This window comes from Paraburkholderia sp. RL17-380-BIE-A (assembly GCF_046028085.1).
Taxonomy (GTDB): Bacteria; Pseudomonadota; Gammaproteobacteria; order Burkholderiales; family Burkholderiaceae; genus Paraburkholderia.
The window spans coordinates 83,275-97,384 of sequence record NZ_JARESQ010000007.1; the positions used below are offsets into that span (position 1 = coordinate 83,275).

The window sequence follows — 14,110 nt, forward strand, 5'->3', positions numbered from 1 at the left end:
TTTTACACGCCACTGCGCGATTTCACGCCGTCGCACGCCAGTCACCGCCAGCGGCCGCTCGCGGCGCTCGTCGTTGTGAATTGACCAGCGCATTTGTCCAGCGTTCCTCCGCTCTGAACGCGCAATGTGGCATGCTTGCGAACCGTTGCGGCACGCGCCGTGCTTCAACGCTAATACCCCAACACCGAATTAAGGATTCTGTAATGAAGAAGTTTGTTCTCACCATCGCCGCTGCCGTCGCCGCTCTGAGCGCCATCGCGCCCGCACAAGCGTATGAGCATCATCACCGCGAATGCCACAAGGTGCACGTCCATCATCATTGGGAAAAGCGCTGCCATTAATGGTGCTGCCATGCCCTAACCGGCGCGGCACGTGGTGAAGCCCCGCTACTCGCGGGGCTTTTTTTCGCCGGCAGGTAGAAGACAGCGCAACGTGTTGGACGCGCTCTATACGTTCTGCGCGAAAACGGCAGCATGCAATCACGGACACATGCTGTTACACCTTTGCGGTGTCAGCCGACGCGGACACGGCTTTGCGCACCTTGCGCAGCACCGTGAACCGAGTGGAAGGAAAGATAAAACGACCGCGCGATAACGCGTGCGTCACGCCGCCTCGACGAGCTCCAACGCTTTGACGACGAGCGCTTCCAGCAAAGGCTCGACTTTCGCAGCCAGCGTTTCGTCATACGCATAGGGCATGTGCTCTTCCATATACGTGATCTGCGACAGTTCGAGCTGCAATGCATGCACGCCTTGCGACGGCTGCCCATACTCGCGCGTGATATACCCACCCTTGAAGCGACCATTGGCAACAGCCGAATAGCCGCCGTCATGTCGCTCGACGAGCGCAGCCATTTCTTCGGCCAATCCCGCCACCGCGCTCGCGCCATTGGACGTGCCGAAGTTGAAATCGGGCAGACGTCCTGCGAAGAAACGTGGCACATGCGAGCGGATCGAATGCGCTTCCCACAGCAGCACCTTGCCGTGTTTCGCTTTCAGCGCTGCAAGTTCTCCTTGCAACGCCTCGTGATACGGCTTCCAGTACGCTTCGCGACGGCGCGCGACTTCAGCTTCAGTCGGCAGTTGGCCGTCGGGATACAACGGTTCCTTGTCGAAGGTATCGACCGGCAGCAGACCGGTCGTGTCCTGCCCCGGATAGAGGTTCGCGCCATCGGGCGGACGGTTCAGGTCGATCACGTAACGCGCGTAGGTCGGCGAAAGAATCGACGCGCCCATGCGTTTTGCGAACGCGTAGAGACGGTCCAGATGCCAGTCGCAATCGTCGGTGCGCCGCGCGACGGGCGTCATCGTCGCGGCGATGTCGGCGGGGATCTGCGTACCCAGATGCGGAATCGAAATAAGGAGCGGCAGGCTTCCCTGATGCAGCGAGAAAACCGGCGTTGGGTTCGAATCAGTCATATCAGTCCGGAATCGATAAGATCGAAGAATCAGTTCAGCGGATCATGCAAGGCGCGCCGGCAGCCGCGTTATTTGAGCAGGTCCGCAAGCGCCACACGATAGCGTGCGTACGCGCCCTCTTCATCGCGATGCCGACGATTGTCCACGACCTTGTCGCCGCCTGCATACACGTCGCGAATCGGTGTTTCGCCATGCTCGCAGAATACAACGCCCGAGAGCCAGGCGTGCGGCGCATGCTCGGCAATGCTCGAATGATCCACGTCGAGCACGAGCCAATCGGCACGGCAACCCGCCTGCAAGGCGCCAACCGCGCGGCCCGTCGCGCGCGCGCCGCCTTCGAGCGCAGCGTCGTACAGACGGTCGGCGACATGCGTGGTCTGCGCCGACGCCAGCACATTGCGTTGCCGGCGCGTGAGACGCTGGCCGTATTCGAGCAAGCGCAGTTCCGCGCGCCAGTCGACGCCGATATGGCTATCCGAGCCCACGCCCATGCGTCCTTGCGCGTCGAGATATTCCTGCGCGGGAAAAATGCCGTCACCGAGATTGGCTTCGGTCGTCAGGCATAGCCCGGCAACCGCGCCACTCTTCGCGAGCGCCAGCGTTTCGCTCGTGTCGACGTGAGTGGCATGCACGAGGCACCAGCGGCTGTCTACGACGAAACGATCGAGCAGCCACTGCACCGGACGCGCGCCTTCAGTTTCGAGGCACGCGTCGACTTCAGCGGTCTGCTCGGCAATATGGATATGAACGGGCGCAGTGCTGTCGATGCCGCCGAGCAGCGCGCGCAATGAATCCGCGGATACGGCGCGCAGCGAATGCGGCGCCACGCCGTAGCGCAACGCGGCGCTTTCGGGGCGTGCCGCGCGCAACGTGCCGAGCAGATCGAGCAGACTCTCCGGCGTGTTGATGAAACGCCGCTGATCGTCACGCGGCGCGCGCGAGCCGAAGCCGCCGTACTGATACAGCACCGGCAGCATCGTCATGCCGATACCGCTCGCCGATGCCGCATCCACGACACGTTGCGCGAGTTCCGCCTGATTCGCATAGCGGCCGCCCTCAGGCGTGTGGTGCACGTAGTGAAACTCGCATACCGACGTATAACCCGCCTTCAGCATTTCGATGTACAGCCACTGCGCGACGCTCGCCAGGCCTTCCGGCGTGATGCGCGCGGCAAAGCGATACATCAGGTCGCGCCAGCTCCAGAAGTTGTCCGTAGCGCCCGCGCCGGACGCCGCGCGATATTCGGTGAGACCGGCCATTGCGCGCTGAAACGCATGCGAATGAAGGTTCGGCATGCCAGGCAATACCGGACCGACGGCCTTCTGCACACCGGCGGGCGGCGCGGACGTATCCGGCGTGACGGACGTCAACGTGCCGTTCGTGTCCCACTCCAGCAGCACGTTGCGACGCCAACCGTCGGGCAGATAAGCATGCTCGGCGAACAGCGATCGTTTCGATTGTGTTTGTGTCTGCGGTTCTGTCTGCGTTTGTGTCATCTCTCAGGTCCTAGCTCAATTCGCGCCGCTTATAAACGGTTTCACCCGCGCGTACGACTTGCGCGCACAACGGACGTCCAATCCAGTAAGCCAGCTCGGCCAGCGAATCGACCGACCACACCGCGAAGTCGGCCGCTCGTCCGGCCTGCAGCGAGCCGTGCCGATCCGCCTTGCCGAGCGCGCGCGCCGCGTGCGAAGTCACGCCTTGCAGCACTTCGGGCACGGTCATGCGGAACAGCGTGGTGGCCATGTTCATCATCAGCAGCAGCGAGGTGGCGGGCGACGTGCCGGGGTTGCTGTCGGTCGAAATCGCAATCGGCACCTCATAGCGCCGCAGCAATTCCAGCGGCGGCAACTGCGTCTCGCGGATGAAGTAATACGCGCCCGGCAGCAACACGGCCACCGTGCCGGCTTCTTTCATCGCAGCCACGCCGGCTTCGTCGAGAAATTCGAGGTGGTCGGCGGACAGCGCATGGTGGCGCGCCGCGAGTGCCGTGCCGCCGCCGTTCGACAGTTGCTCGGCATGCATTTTCACGGGCAGCTTGTAACGCTCCGCCGCCTCGAAAACGCGCTCGCTTTGTTCCAGCGAAAAACCGATGCGCTCGCAGAACACGTCGACGGCGTCGACGAGACCTTCGTCGGCAAGCGCGGGCAGCATGGTGTTGCAGACTTCGTCGATATACACGTCGGCGCGGCCGGCGAATTCGGGCGGCAACGCATGCGCGCCGAGAAACGTCGTGTAGACCGTTACCGGATAGCGCTCGCCCAATTGCCGCGCAACGCGCAGCATCTTGCGCTCACTGGCGAGATCGAGGCCATAACCGGACTTGATCTCGATCGTCGTCACGCCTTCGGCAAGCAAGGGTTCGAGCCGCGCGGCCGACTGACGCAGCAGCGAGGCTTCATCCGCGGCACGCGTGGCGCGCACCGTGGAGACAATGCCGCCGCCCTGGCGCGCGATTTCTTCGTAGCTGACGCCCGCGAGGCGCTGCGCGAATTCGTCCGCGCGCTGCCCGCCGTACACGAGGTGCGTGTGGCAATCGACGAGACCCGGCGTGACCCACGCGCCGTGCAGATCTTCGCGCGGCCATGCGGCGTATTCGGCGGGTAAATCGGGGGCCGCGCCGAGCCACACGATCGTGCCGTTTTCAACGGCGATCGCGGCATCCGGCAGCGTGTGTTGGGGATCGCCCTGCGGGCAAAGTTTCAGGTGATGCCAGACGGTTTGCTTCATCGCGTGCTCTTTGCAGCTTGTTGCGTGTCTGTGGTGGTTCGCGTGCGCGCGCCGTGACGCATCTGGGCGTGCATACGAATCGTCGTCAGCCTTGTGCGTAGCGGATACTGATGGCGAGCAAGGCGCCCTCGCCTTCTACCACGCATGACAGCGCGTTCGGTGTGTCGATACGCAGCGTGTCGCCCGCTTCGAGCGATAGCGGTTGCGCGGCGCCCGGCGTGACCCGCACGGCGCCTTGCGCGCAGTACAGCAGGACCACGTCGGCGCAAAGCGTGCGCCGCGCTGCGCCGCGCCATACTTCCACCTCACCCTGCGCCGCATCGCGACGCACCATCAGGTTGAAGTCGCGCGTCGCGCCGTCGACAAGGCGCGCGTCGATGTGCGCTTCGCCGGCGAAGCGCGCCATGTCGAGCGCTTGCGTCAACGCGTGTGTCTTCTCGCCGCCGGCTTCGTCGAGCAGCATGCCCGCACCGGACAACAACACGAGTGTGCGATCGATACCGGCAAAGCGCGAGAACGGCCCGGCTTGCGCGACATCGGCAACGCTCACCCGCCACACGAACGCGTCGAGCCCCGCGCCTTCGGGAAAAGCCGCCACTTCGCGGGTGACGCCGCCGCCGTTCTTCCACGGCGCCGCCACGAGGTCGGCGCCGCGAATCAGCGTGAGGGTTGCCCCGCTGCCGATTGGCGTGCTGTGAAGCGTGCCGTGAAGCGTCACGATCAGCGGCCCAGCATCGGCAGATTGAGACCAGCCTCGCGCGCTGTTTCCTGCGCGAGTTCATAGCCCGCATCCGCGTGACGCATCACGCCGGTTGCCGGATCGTTGAACAGCACGCGGCCGAGGCGCTCTTTCGCGGCATCCGTGCCGTCCGCAACGATCACGACGCCCGAGTGCTGGCTAAAGCCCATGCCCACGCCGCCGCCGTGATGCAGCGACACCCACGAGGCGCCGCCCGCGGTGTTCAGCAGTGCGTTGAGCAGCGGCCAGTCGCTGACCGCGTCCGAACCGTCCTTCATCGATTCGGTTTCGCGATTCGGGCTTGCCACCGAACCGGTGTCGAGGTGATCACGGCCGATCACGATCGGCGCCTTCAGTTCGCCGTTCCTGACCATTTCGTTGAACGCCTGGCCCAAACGATAGCGGTCCTTCACGCCGACCCAGCAGATTCGCGCCGGCAAGCCCTGGAACGCGATACGTTCGCGCGCCATGTCGAGCCAGTTGTGCAGATGCGGATCGTCGGGAATCAATTCCTTGACCTTGGCATCGGTCTTGTAGATATCCTCGGGATCGCCCGACAGCGCGACCCAGCGGAACGGCCCCTTGCCTTCGCAGAACAGCGGCCGGATATACGCCGGCACGAAGCCCGGGAAATCGAAGGCGTTTTCTACGCCCATTTCCAGCGCCATCTGACGGATGTTGTTGCCGTAGTCGAGCGTGGCAGCGCCGCGTTCCTGCAGCGTCAGCATGGCTTGCACCTGCTTGGCCATCGACTGCTTGGCCGGCAGGATGATGCTGTCCGGCGCGGTCTTCATCCGCTCACGCCAGTCTTCAACGCTCCAGCCTTGCGGCAGGTAGCCGTGAATCGGATCGTGCGCGCTGGTCTGGTCGGTCACGCAATCCGGCGTGATGCCGCGCGTCACGCACTCGGCGAAGACGTCGGCGGCATTGCCCAGCAGGCCGATCGACACCGGCTTGCCGGCCTGCTTCGCTTCGTCGAGCATGGCGAGCGCTTCGTCGAGCGTCTTCGCCTTTTTATCGACGTAGCGCGTCTTCAGACGGAAGTCGATGCGCGTCTCGTCGCATTCCACCGCGATCATCGAAAAACCAGCCATGGTGGCCGCGAGCGGTTGCGCGCCGCCCATGCCGCCCAGACCGCCGGTCAGAATCCAGCGGCCCTTCGGCTCGCCGTTGAAGTGCTGGTTCGCTACCGAGAAGAACGTCTCATAGGTGCCCTGCACGATGCCCTGGCTGCCGATGTAAATCCAACTGCCCGCCGTCATCTGGCCGTACATCATCAGGCCCTTGCGATCGAGTTCGTGGAAGTGTTCCCACGTCGCCCAATGCGGCACCAGATTCGAATTCGCCAGCAGCACGCGCGGCGCGTCGGCATGCGTGCGGAACACGCCGACCGGCTTGCCCGATTGAATCAACAGCGTTTCGTTTTCTTCCAGATCCTTCAGCGACTTGAGAATCTGATCGAAGCAATCCCAGTTGCGCGCGGCACGGCCGATCCCGCCGTACACGACGAGCGCATGCGGATGCTCGGCGACTTCCGGGTCCAGATTGTTCTGGATCATCCGGTACGCGGCTTCCGCGATCCAGGTCTTGCAGGTCTTTTCCGCGCCGCGCGGTGCGCGGATCGTGCGGGTGGGATCAAGACGCGGATCGATGTGTTTCGGGTTGTTCATGATGGCCCTCGGAATGCTTGTAGATAGTCGAAAAAGAATCGGATTCGGAAAAGACGGCGTGTTAGAAGTGTCCGGTAAAGCGATAACGGCTGCCGGGATGCCAGAGATTGGCGATCGAAGCGACCTGGCTTTGCGACCATGTGCGCCGATGCAGCACAAGGCACGGTTCGAGTTCGTCCATGGTCAGCAACTCGCGCGTATCGCCGTCAGCGGCGAGCGCTTCGATGCGATACTCGACGCGCTGCAACGGCGCCACGCGCACGAGATACTGGTTCGGCGTGGTGTTCGTAAAGTCCTGCAACGCGTATTCGGGCGCAACCGCCGGATTGACCCAACGCTCTTCGAGCTGCACCGGCTCGTCGTTTTCAAAATGCAGCACGCGCGAATGAAACACCGGGCTGCCCGCGCTCACCTGCATTTCCTCGGCGAGCGCTTCGTCAGCGATACTCGCGCCGATGTGCAGCACGTTCGCCTGATAGCGATGACCGCGCGCGACGATTTCGTCGGAAATGCTGCGGATCGCCACCAGTGTCGATTCGTACTTGGGACGGGCCACGAAGGTGCCCGAACCTTGCACACGCGTGAGCACCTGCTCCGAAGTCAACTCGCGCAATGCGCGGTTGACCGTCATGCGCGCAACGTTGAATTCGCGCGCCAACTCGTTTTCGGAGGGCACCTGGTCGCCTTCGGCCCATTCGCCCGCATGGATGCGCGCGAGGATGAAGTCCTTGATGCCCTGATAGGCCGGTGCGTTCATTGGCTTGATATGCGTGCTTGAGACTTACTGTTCGGACACGAAAGAGAACGGGCTCAGCTTCGCGATCGTGCCGTTCTGCACGAGACGCGTGACCGCCGCGATATCCGGTGCGAAGTAGTGGTCGAGCTCGTAATGCGCGACGTCCTTGCGCACTGCGTCCATCGCTTTCTGCAGGCTCGGGCTGGTCTTGTGCGGCGCGCGCAGATCGACGCCTTGCGCGGCGGCGAGCAACTCGATCGACAGAATGTTCGCGGTGTTTTCAGCAATGTCGCCCAGCTTGCGCGCGGCGAACGTTGCCATCGACACGTGGTCTTCCTGATTCGCCGACGTGGGCAGCGAGTCGACCGATGCCGGATGCGCGAGCGTCTTGTTTTCCGAGGCGAGCGCGGCAGCCGTGACGTGAGCGATCATGAAGCCCGAATTCACGCCACCGTCGCGCACGAGGAACGGCGGCAGGCCCGACAGCGTCGCGTCGATCAGCAGCGCGATGCGGCGTTCGGCGAGTGCGCCGATTTCAGCGGCGGCGAGCGCGAGGTTGTCGGCCGCGAAGGCAACCGGCTCCGCGTGGAAGTTGCCGCCCGACAGCACTTCGCCGGTGTCGGGGAAAATCAGCGGATTGTCGGAGACGGCGTTCGCTTCGAGCAGCAGCACGTTGGCGGCGTGGCGCATCTGATCCAGACACGCGCCCATGACTTGCGGCTGGCAGCGCAGGCTGTACGGGTCCTGCACCTTGTCGCAATCGGCGTGCGAGACGTTGATGCCGGAGCCTTGCAACAGCGAGCGGTATGCCTCGGCCGCGTCGATCTGGCCTTGATGGCCGCGCAGTTCGTGAATGCGCGCGTCGAACGGCTTGACCGAACCCATGGCCGCATCCACCGACAATGCGCCCGACACCAGCGCGGTGCGGTACAGGTCTTCAATGGCGAACATGTTGTAGAGCGCGAGCGCGGTCGAAGCCTGCGTGCCGTTCAGCAGCGCCAGACCTTCCTTGGCTTGCAGCGTGAGCGGCTTGAGGCCGACGAGCGCGAGACCTTCGGTGGCCGGCATGCGCTCGCCCTTCGCGAACACTTCGCCGACGCCGAGCAGCACCGCCGACATATGCGCGAGCGGCGCGAGGTCGCCCGATGCGCCGACCGAACCCTTGACCGGAATCACCGGCAGCACGTCGGCGTTGTACAGCGTGATCAGCGCTTCCATCACTTCACGGCGAATGCCCGAATGGCCGCGGCCGAGGCTCGAGAGCTTCAGCGCGATCAGCAGACGCACGACCGGACGCGACATCGGCTCACCCACGCCAACCGCGTGCGAGAGCACCAGATTGCGCTGCAGCAGTTCGAGCTGGTCGTGCGGAATATGCGTGCTGGCGAGGCGCCCAAAACCCGTGTTGATGCCGTAGGCCGGCTCGCCCTTCGCGGCGATGTCGGCAACGGCTTGCGCGCAGGCGTCGATCGCGGCATGGCTGGCGGGATCGAGTTGCAGCGCGACGTGTTCGCGTGCGATCTGGCGCAGTTGCGGGAGGGTCAGGTGGCCGGGCTTCAGATTCATCATGGTTGTCGTCCTGTCTATACAATTTGAAAGAAGTCTAGCGGCGTCGGCTTGTATATACAACTTGTTTTTGGAGGTTTCGGCCCAGGGGTTTCCATTAGGGCGAGATGCAGGCTTGGCTTGGATCTTGCCTTTGCGATGTCTTCAATTGACCACCCGATGTGTAGCGCCTCTCCGCTTCGAAGATCTCAACTTGTATATACACGTTCAAAAAGCGAGGCGCGAGGGGGACAAAAAGATTCCGGCCCCGACCGGCGACGACTCCGCGCCATAAGAGCGTTATAGGCGAGGCGGCTCGCGGCGTAAAAAAGCCCGCGGACTCTGGCAAGCCGCGGGCTTCGTATCAGGCCGATGAAGGGAATAACGCGGCTAAAGCTTCACGCGCGCCGCGATAAAGTCCAGAAAGCACTGCACGCGCCCCGCCAGTGACGCGCTCTGGTAATACACCGCGCTCACCCGCTGCCGCTCGTCGGCGAGCACGTTGCCGAGAATCGGTACGAGACGCTTCTCGCGCACGTCGGCGGCACTCATGAAGTCGGCCAGACAGGCGATGCCCCATCCCGTCAGCGCCAGTTGCCGCAGTGTCTCGCCACTCGACGCGGTGATCGCCGGTTCGATCTTCAGCGTTTCGGAGCCGCCCTTGCGCCCTTCCCGCAACGGCCAGCGATTCAGATGCTCCGGTGCCGTGAAGCCGATCAGCCGATGTTCCCGCAAGGCTTCCACCGATCTGGGTTCGCCATATTCGGCCAGATACGCCGGGCTCGCGAGCACCCGCAGCTTGCTGGTCCCCAATGCACGCGCATGCAAGGTCGAATCCTGCAACTCGCCGATGCGGATCGCGATATCCACCTTCTGCTCCAGCAGATCCACGATCCGTTCGTTGCTGGTCAATTCCAGCCTGATTTCCGGATATAGCGCCGAAAACGCCGTCATATGCGGCGCCACGCAATGCAGCATGAAGGGCGACGCCGCATCGACACGCAAACGCCCCGAGGGTCGCTCGCGGCCGCGCGTGACGGACTCCTCGGCCTCTTCCATCGCGTGCAGGATGGCCCGGGCGCGCTGCAGGAAAGCTTCGCCCTCTTCGGTGAGCTGCAAACGGCGCGTGGTGCGCCGCACCAGCGCCGTATCCAGCTTCTTCTCCAGGCGCGTGAGCGCGCGGCTCACGCCCGAGACCGTTTGACCCAGTTTTTCCGCAGCCGCGGTGATCGAGCCGCTGTCGATCACCGTGACGAACACCAGCAACTCGTCAGTCGAAGTTTTCATTGTTGATTTCAAATCAAGTTTGATTTGAGACTAACACGCTTTTTGCGAGAATCAAGTCGGTGGATACTGCCTGCATGTCATCGTGTTTCTCAACAAGGAGAACGACTTGAAGATTTTCATCACTGGTGCAAGCGGTTTTATCGGCGGGTCCATTGCAGCGCATCTTGCGCGCGCCGGCCACTCCGTCCGCGGTCTGATCCGCAACCCCGAACAGCGCGCCGAGCTGCAACGGCTAGGCATCGAACCCGTCATCGGCACGCTCGACGACAGCGCGTTGCTGATCGCCGAAGCAAAAGCCGCCGACGCCGTCATCAACGCCGCGAGCAGCGACCATGAAGGCGCCGTGAAAGCGTTGATCGAAGGACTCGCCGGGTCCGGCAAAACGTTCCTGCACACGAGCGGTTCGAGCATTGTCGGCGATGCATCGGGCGGCGAAGCGGGTCAGGCGCGTATCTATCACGAAGACGCGCTGCCCACGCCGAGCGCCGACAAGGCCGCGCGCGTGGCCATCGATCAACTCGTGCTCGACGCCGCGCAGCAGAACATCCGTTCGGCCGTGCTGTGCAACACGCTGATCTACGGCCACGGTGCGGTGTCCGGCAGCGCGAGCGTGCAATTGCCGCGCCTCGTGCGTCAAACACTGAAGAGCGGCGTGGTGCGCCACGTGGGCAGCGGCGGCAATATCTGGTCGAACGTGCATATCGACGACGTCGCCGAACTGTATCGCCTCGCTCTCGAAAACACGCCCGCGGGCACCTTCTACTTTGTGGAAAGCGGCGAGGCGTCGTTCCGCGACATGAGCGCCGCGATTGCGCGCACGATGGAGCTCGGCGAACCGCAAGACTGGCCGCTCGAAGAAGCGCAAAAGGAATGGGGCTACGAAATGGCCTCGTATGGCCTCGGCTCGAACAGCCGCGTGCGCGGTGAGCGCGCCCGCAAGCTGCTTGGCTGGCAACCGAAGAGAACTTCCGTGATCGACTGGATCGAGCACGACATGATGTCCGCGAAGAAGGCTTCTACCGCGGCGTAATCCATGTAAGCGCCGCCGTTGCGAATCCGTAAGCTCAACTCGATAGAATCGCGCTCACCTGATCGCGCGGCTCGACAAACCGGGTCGCGCATGAGCCCGGATTTGATCGATGACTATGGCGCTGAATTTCGATTGGCTGACCAATCTGCTGGCGATTCTTTTCGTCGTGGCGTGTCTCTACGATGCACGCTACGACGAATACGGCACGTTGACGCTGTCGGCGGCAGCGATGGGGCTCGTCGTGATGGCGATCGAAGTTTTCCTCAAGCCCGCTTTCGACATGTCGCTTTGAAGCGACAGCGCTTCGCATGTGACGCCGTGCATCGCGACGTCACACCTGTCGCGGTTGCGCGCACAACGAGCGCGCAACCGTTTGATCACACCGCGACTTCCGGCGGCGCCTGGCGAAAGCAGCGCGTAATCCAGCCGAGATAGCACAAGCCCAACACGAACCACACCGCGCCTAGCACCAGCGCCGTCTTCTCCAGACTCACCAGCAGCCACACGTCGGCGAGCGCGCCGGCCAACGGCAACAGCAGCCCGCCGATCACGCCTATCGCGTTCGCACTGCCCCGCGCGTTGAAGAACTGACGGATCACGCACAGATTGACGGCCGTGAACGCAAGGAACGCACCGAAGTTGATGAACGATGTCGAAGTGGCCACATCGAGCTTCAAGGCGACGAGACCGACAGCGCCCGCAATCGCGATGTTCAGCGCCGGCGTCTTGAACTTAGGATGCACGAAACCGAAGATGCGTTTGGGCAGCACTTCGTCACGGCCCATTGCATACAACAGACGTCCCACGCTCGCCTGCGCCGAGATGCCCGAGGCAAACTGCGCGAGAATCAGGCCCGCCAGAAACACCGTGACGAATATATCGCCACCCACTTTGCGCGCGACTTCGAAAGCCGCCGAATCCGGGTCCTTGAACACCGCGCCCGGGTGCGCGAGCTGCACGGTATAGGCCGCGATCACGAAGATCGCGCCGCCGATCAGCGCAATCAGCACGATGGCTCGCGGCATGGTCCTTTCGGGGGCGATGGTTTCTTCAGTCAGCGTCGAGACCGCGTCGAAGCCGAGATACGAATACGCGGCGATCGCCGCGCCCGCCATCGTCGCCGAGAACGGCACGTGCGGTTTGAAGAACGGCTCGGCCGACACGAGACCGCCAGGTCCGGCGGCCGCCGTCACATAGTGGCAGCACAGCACGACGAACAACGCGACGATCGCCAGTTGCACCACCATCAGCACGATGTTGAAGCGGTTCGCGAGTTCGATGCCGAGAATGTTCAACGCACTGGTCAGCACGATAAACGCGACGATCCAGATCCACGCCGGCACGTGCGGGAACGCGGCGCTCAGATACGCTGCGCCGATCAGCCAGATCACCATCGGCAGGAAGAAATAATCGAGCAAGGTGGCCCAGCCGATCATGAAGCCGAGATGCGGGTTGAAGGTCTTGCGCGTGTACGTGTAGGCCGAACCGGCCACCGGAAAGAGCCGCGCCAGTTTGCCGTAGCTGAGCGCGGTGAATACGATCGCGATCAGCGCGATCAGATAGGCGAGCGCCGCGGTGTCCTGGCTGGCGCTCGCCAGCACGCCATAGGTGCCGTAGACGATCAGCGGCGCCATGTAAGCCAGACCGAATAGCAGGACCGACGGCAGGCCGAGTGTGCGCTTCAGGTGCGCGCTGCGTGGGGCCGCGGGTTCGGCGGCGGATGATGAAGTCATACGGTGTCTCCTCTTGCGAATGGGCGAGCATCGTCCCGGGCGCGGCATGGCACGCGCCCCGGTCGAGCCGGGTCGATCGGACTTGCTGGCGGCGCGCGATTCGCGCCGATGGTCTTTGCCTGATGCGCCGGGCAGGTCCGCACCGCCGTTCAGGCGGCATGCCGGCCCGGTCGCGTGTCGGCCTGAACGTTCGCTTCAGCGCGCGCGAATCACGCGCGCACGTTGGCCGTGCGCGCCGTCTTCGGTAGCGAGATCGAGCGCAATGCGCGCGTCGTGCAGATAACGATAATGTTCGCGAGCGCCTTCGAGGCGCGCGCGCTCGAGCGTTGCGCGCAGCACGACTTCCTGCCGGCCCGCGTCGCACACCACGTCGCCGAACGGATCGATCAATGCCGACTCGCCGGGAAACGTGAGGTTGTCGTCGCCGGATCCGATGCGATTGACGAGCGCGGCGAACATCTGGTTTTCCATGGCGCGCGCCACGATCGCCCGGCGATGCACCGGCCCGAACGGGTCCATGTTGCCGTTGGTCACAACCAGCAGATCGGCGCCCAGCGACGCAACCGCGCGTGCCGTTTCGGGAAATTCAATGTCGTAGCAGATCAGCAGACCGACCGTCATGCCTTTGAAGCTGCACACTTCGAAACGGTCACCCGGTTCGAACACGCCGACGTCCGACGCCCACAGGTGAGTCTTGCGATAACGCAGCGCGATCTCGCCGCGTTCGTCGATCAACACGGTGGTGTTGAAAAAGCGGCTGCCGTCGCGTTCGGCGAGGCCCACCGCAACCGCCACGCGCGCTTCGCGCGCCGCGTCGCGCACGGCGCTCAACGAAGGGCCGTCGATCGGTTCTGCCATTTCGGCAACGTTATGCCGCGTCGGAAAGCCCGACAACGTGGTTTCGGGAAACACGATCAGATCGGTTTCGGCCGAACGTTGGCCGATGATTTGCAGCACGCGTTGTACATTCGCGCCGCCGACACCTACCGCGCCATCCACGACGGGAATTTGCGCCAGTTCGAGTTGAAGCATTCTGTCTCCTGTCGACCAGAGTTAGTGCTTTAGCACTTACTCTGGTCCCATGCAAAGCGGTCGACCAGAGTTAGCGCTTTAGCGCTTACTCTGGTCCCATGCAAAGCGGTCGACCAGAGTTAGCGCTTTAGCTGTCGACCAGAGTTGGCGCTTTAGCGCTTACTCTGGTCCCATGCACAGCTCTTACTCC

General features: G+C 63.3%; 13 protein-coding genes. 3 read left to right on the top strand and 10 right to left on the bottom strand.

Annotated elements, in window-relative coordinates:
- Positions 1–203 precede the first annotated feature (203 nt).
- Positions 204–341, top strand: a complete 138-nt coding sequence (locus P0D68_RS13930; RefSeq protein ID WP_177204991.1) for a hypothetical protein — start codon at positions 204–206, stop codon at positions 339–341.
- A gap of 261 nt (positions 342–602) precedes the next feature.
- On the opposite strand, the gene hutG is transcribed toward P0D68_RS13930, so the two are convergent.
- From hutG to P0D68_RS13970, 8 genes are all read right to left on the bottom strand, one after another.
- On the bottom strand, positions 603–1,418 hold the full coding sequence (gene hutG, locus P0D68_RS13935; RefSeq protein ID WP_408296927.1) for an N-formylglutamate deformylase: 816 nt from the start codon (positions 1,416–1,418) through the stop codon (positions 603–605).
- Positions 1,419–1,486: 68 nt separating this feature from the next.
- Positions 1,487–2,914: a formimidoylglutamate deiminase gene (locus P0D68_RS13940; RefSeq protein ID WP_408296925.1), complete on the bottom strand. Its 1,428-nt coding sequence runs from the start codon at positions 2,912–2,914 to the stop codon at positions 1,487–1,489.
- 10 nt (positions 2,915–2,924) lie between these two features.
- Positions 2,925–4,148, bottom strand: a complete 1,224-nt coding sequence (hutI, locus tag P0D68_RS13945) for an imidazolonepropionase (RefSeq protein WP_408296923.1) — start codon at positions 4,146–4,148, stop codon at positions 2,925–2,927.
- Positions 4,149–4,233: 85 nt separating this feature from the next.
- Positions 4,234–4,866: a HutD/Ves family protein gene (locus P0D68_RS13950; RefSeq protein WP_408296921.1), complete on the bottom strand. Its 633-nt coding sequence runs from the start codon at positions 4,864–4,866 to the stop codon at positions 4,234–4,236.
- Between the two features lie 2 nt (positions 4,867–4,868).
- Positions 4,869–6,557 (bottom strand): urocanate hydratase, encoded by a 1,689-nt coding sequence (gene hutU, locus P0D68_RS13955; protein ID WP_408186214.1) that lies wholly within the window; start codon positions 6,555–6,557, stop codon positions 4,869–4,871.
- Between the two features lie 61 nt (positions 6,558–6,618).
- Positions 6,619–7,314, bottom strand: coding sequence for a histidine utilization transcriptional repressor HutC (hutC, locus tag P0D68_RS13960; RefSeq protein ID WP_091795112.1), 696 nt, complete (start codon positions 7,312–7,314; stop codon positions 6,619–6,621).
- A gap of 24 nt (positions 7,315–7,338) precedes the next feature.
- Complete coding sequence (hutH, locus tag P0D68_RS13965; RefSeq protein ID WP_091795115.1) at positions 7,339–8,862, bottom strand: histidine ammonia-lyase; 1,524 nt, start codon at positions 8,860–8,862, stop codon at positions 7,339–7,341.
- A 366-nt stretch (positions 8,863–9,228) separates the two neighbouring features.
- On the bottom strand, positions 9,229–10,125 hold the full coding sequence (locus P0D68_RS13970; protein ID WP_408186215.1) for a LysR substrate-binding domain-containing protein: 897 nt from the start codon (positions 10,123–10,125) through the stop codon (positions 9,229–9,231).
- A 106-nt stretch (positions 10,126–10,231) separates the two neighbouring features.
- Between P0D68_RS13970 and P0D68_RS13975 the strand changes: the two genes are divergently transcribed.
- Both P0D68_RS13975 and P0D68_RS13980 read left to right on the top strand, forming a co-directional pair.
- On the top strand, positions 10,232–11,155 hold the full coding sequence (locus P0D68_RS13975; RefSeq protein ID WP_408296916.1) for an NAD-dependent epimerase/dehydratase family protein: 924 nt from the start codon (positions 10,232–10,234) through the stop codon (positions 11,153–11,155).
- Positions 11,156–11,264: 109 nt separating this feature from the next.
- Positions 11,265–11,447: a hypothetical protein gene (locus P0D68_RS13980; RefSeq protein WP_091795123.1), complete on the top strand. Its 183-nt coding sequence runs from the start codon at positions 11,265–11,267 to the stop codon at positions 11,445–11,447.
- 85 nt (positions 11,448–11,532) lie between these two features.
- Here P0D68_RS13980 and P0D68_RS13985 read toward each other — a convergent pair whose 3' ends face one another.
- Both P0D68_RS13985 and P0D68_RS13990 read right to left on the bottom strand, forming a co-directional pair.
- A complete protein-coding gene (locus P0D68_RS13985) occupies positions 11,533–12,888 on the bottom strand; it encodes an APC family permease (protein WP_091795126.1) in 1,356 nt (451 codons plus the stop codon).
- Between the two features lie 195 nt (positions 12,889–13,083).
- Positions 13,084–13,920 (bottom strand): carbon-nitrogen hydrolase family protein, encoded by an 837-nt coding sequence (locus tag P0D68_RS13990; RefSeq protein ID WP_408296914.1) that lies wholly within the window; start codon positions 13,918–13,920, stop codon positions 13,084–13,086.
- Positions 13,921–14,110: the final 190 nt, after the last annotated feature.

What these genes read in the sequence shown, in the direction of transcription:
- hutU (WP_408186214.1), bottom strand. Translation starts at nt 6,557, where the DNA reads ATGAACAACCCGAAACACATCGATCCGCGTCTTGATCCCACCCGCACG.
- hutH (WP_091795115.1), bottom strand. Translation starts at nt 8,862, where the DNA reads ATGATGAATCTGAAGCCCGGCCACCTGACCCTCCCGCAACTGCGCCAG.
- hutG (WP_408296927.1), bottom strand. Translation starts at nt 1,418, where the DNA reads ATGACTGATTCGAACCCAACGCCGGTTTTCTCGCTGCATCAGGGAAGC.
- P0D68_RS13990 (WP_408296914.1), bottom strand. Translation starts at nt 13,920, where the DNA reads ATGCTTCAACTCGAACTGGCGCAAATTCCCGTCGTGGATGGCGCGGTA.
- P0D68_RS13940 (WP_408296925.1), bottom strand. Translation starts at nt 2,914, where the DNA reads ATGACACAAACGCAGACAGAACCGCAGACACAAACACAATCGAAACGA.
- hutI (WP_408296923.1), bottom strand. Translation starts at nt 4,148, where the DNA reads ATGAAGCAAACCGTCTGGCATCACCTGAAACTTTGCCCGCAGGGCGAT.
- P0D68_RS13980 (WP_091795123.1), top strand. Translation starts at nt 11,265, where the DNA reads ATGACTATGGCGCTGAATTTCGATTGGCTGACCAATCTGCTGGCGATT.
- P0D68_RS13985 (WP_091795126.1), bottom strand. Translation starts at nt 12,888, where the DNA reads ATGACTTCATCATCCGCCGCCGAACCCGCGGCCCCACGCAGCGCGCAC.
- hutC (WP_091795112.1), bottom strand. Translation starts at nt 7,314, where the DNA reads ATGAACGCACCGGCCTATCAGGGCATCAAGGACTTCATCCTCGCGCGC.
- P0D68_RS13930 (WP_177204991.1), top strand. Translation starts at nt 204, where the DNA reads ATGAAGAAGTTTGTTCTCACCATCGCCGCTGCCGTCGCCGCTCTGAGC.
- P0D68_RS13970 (WP_408186215.1), bottom strand. Translation starts at nt 10,125, where the DNA reads ATGAAAACTTCGACTGACGAGTTGCTGGTGTTCGTCACGGTGATCGAC.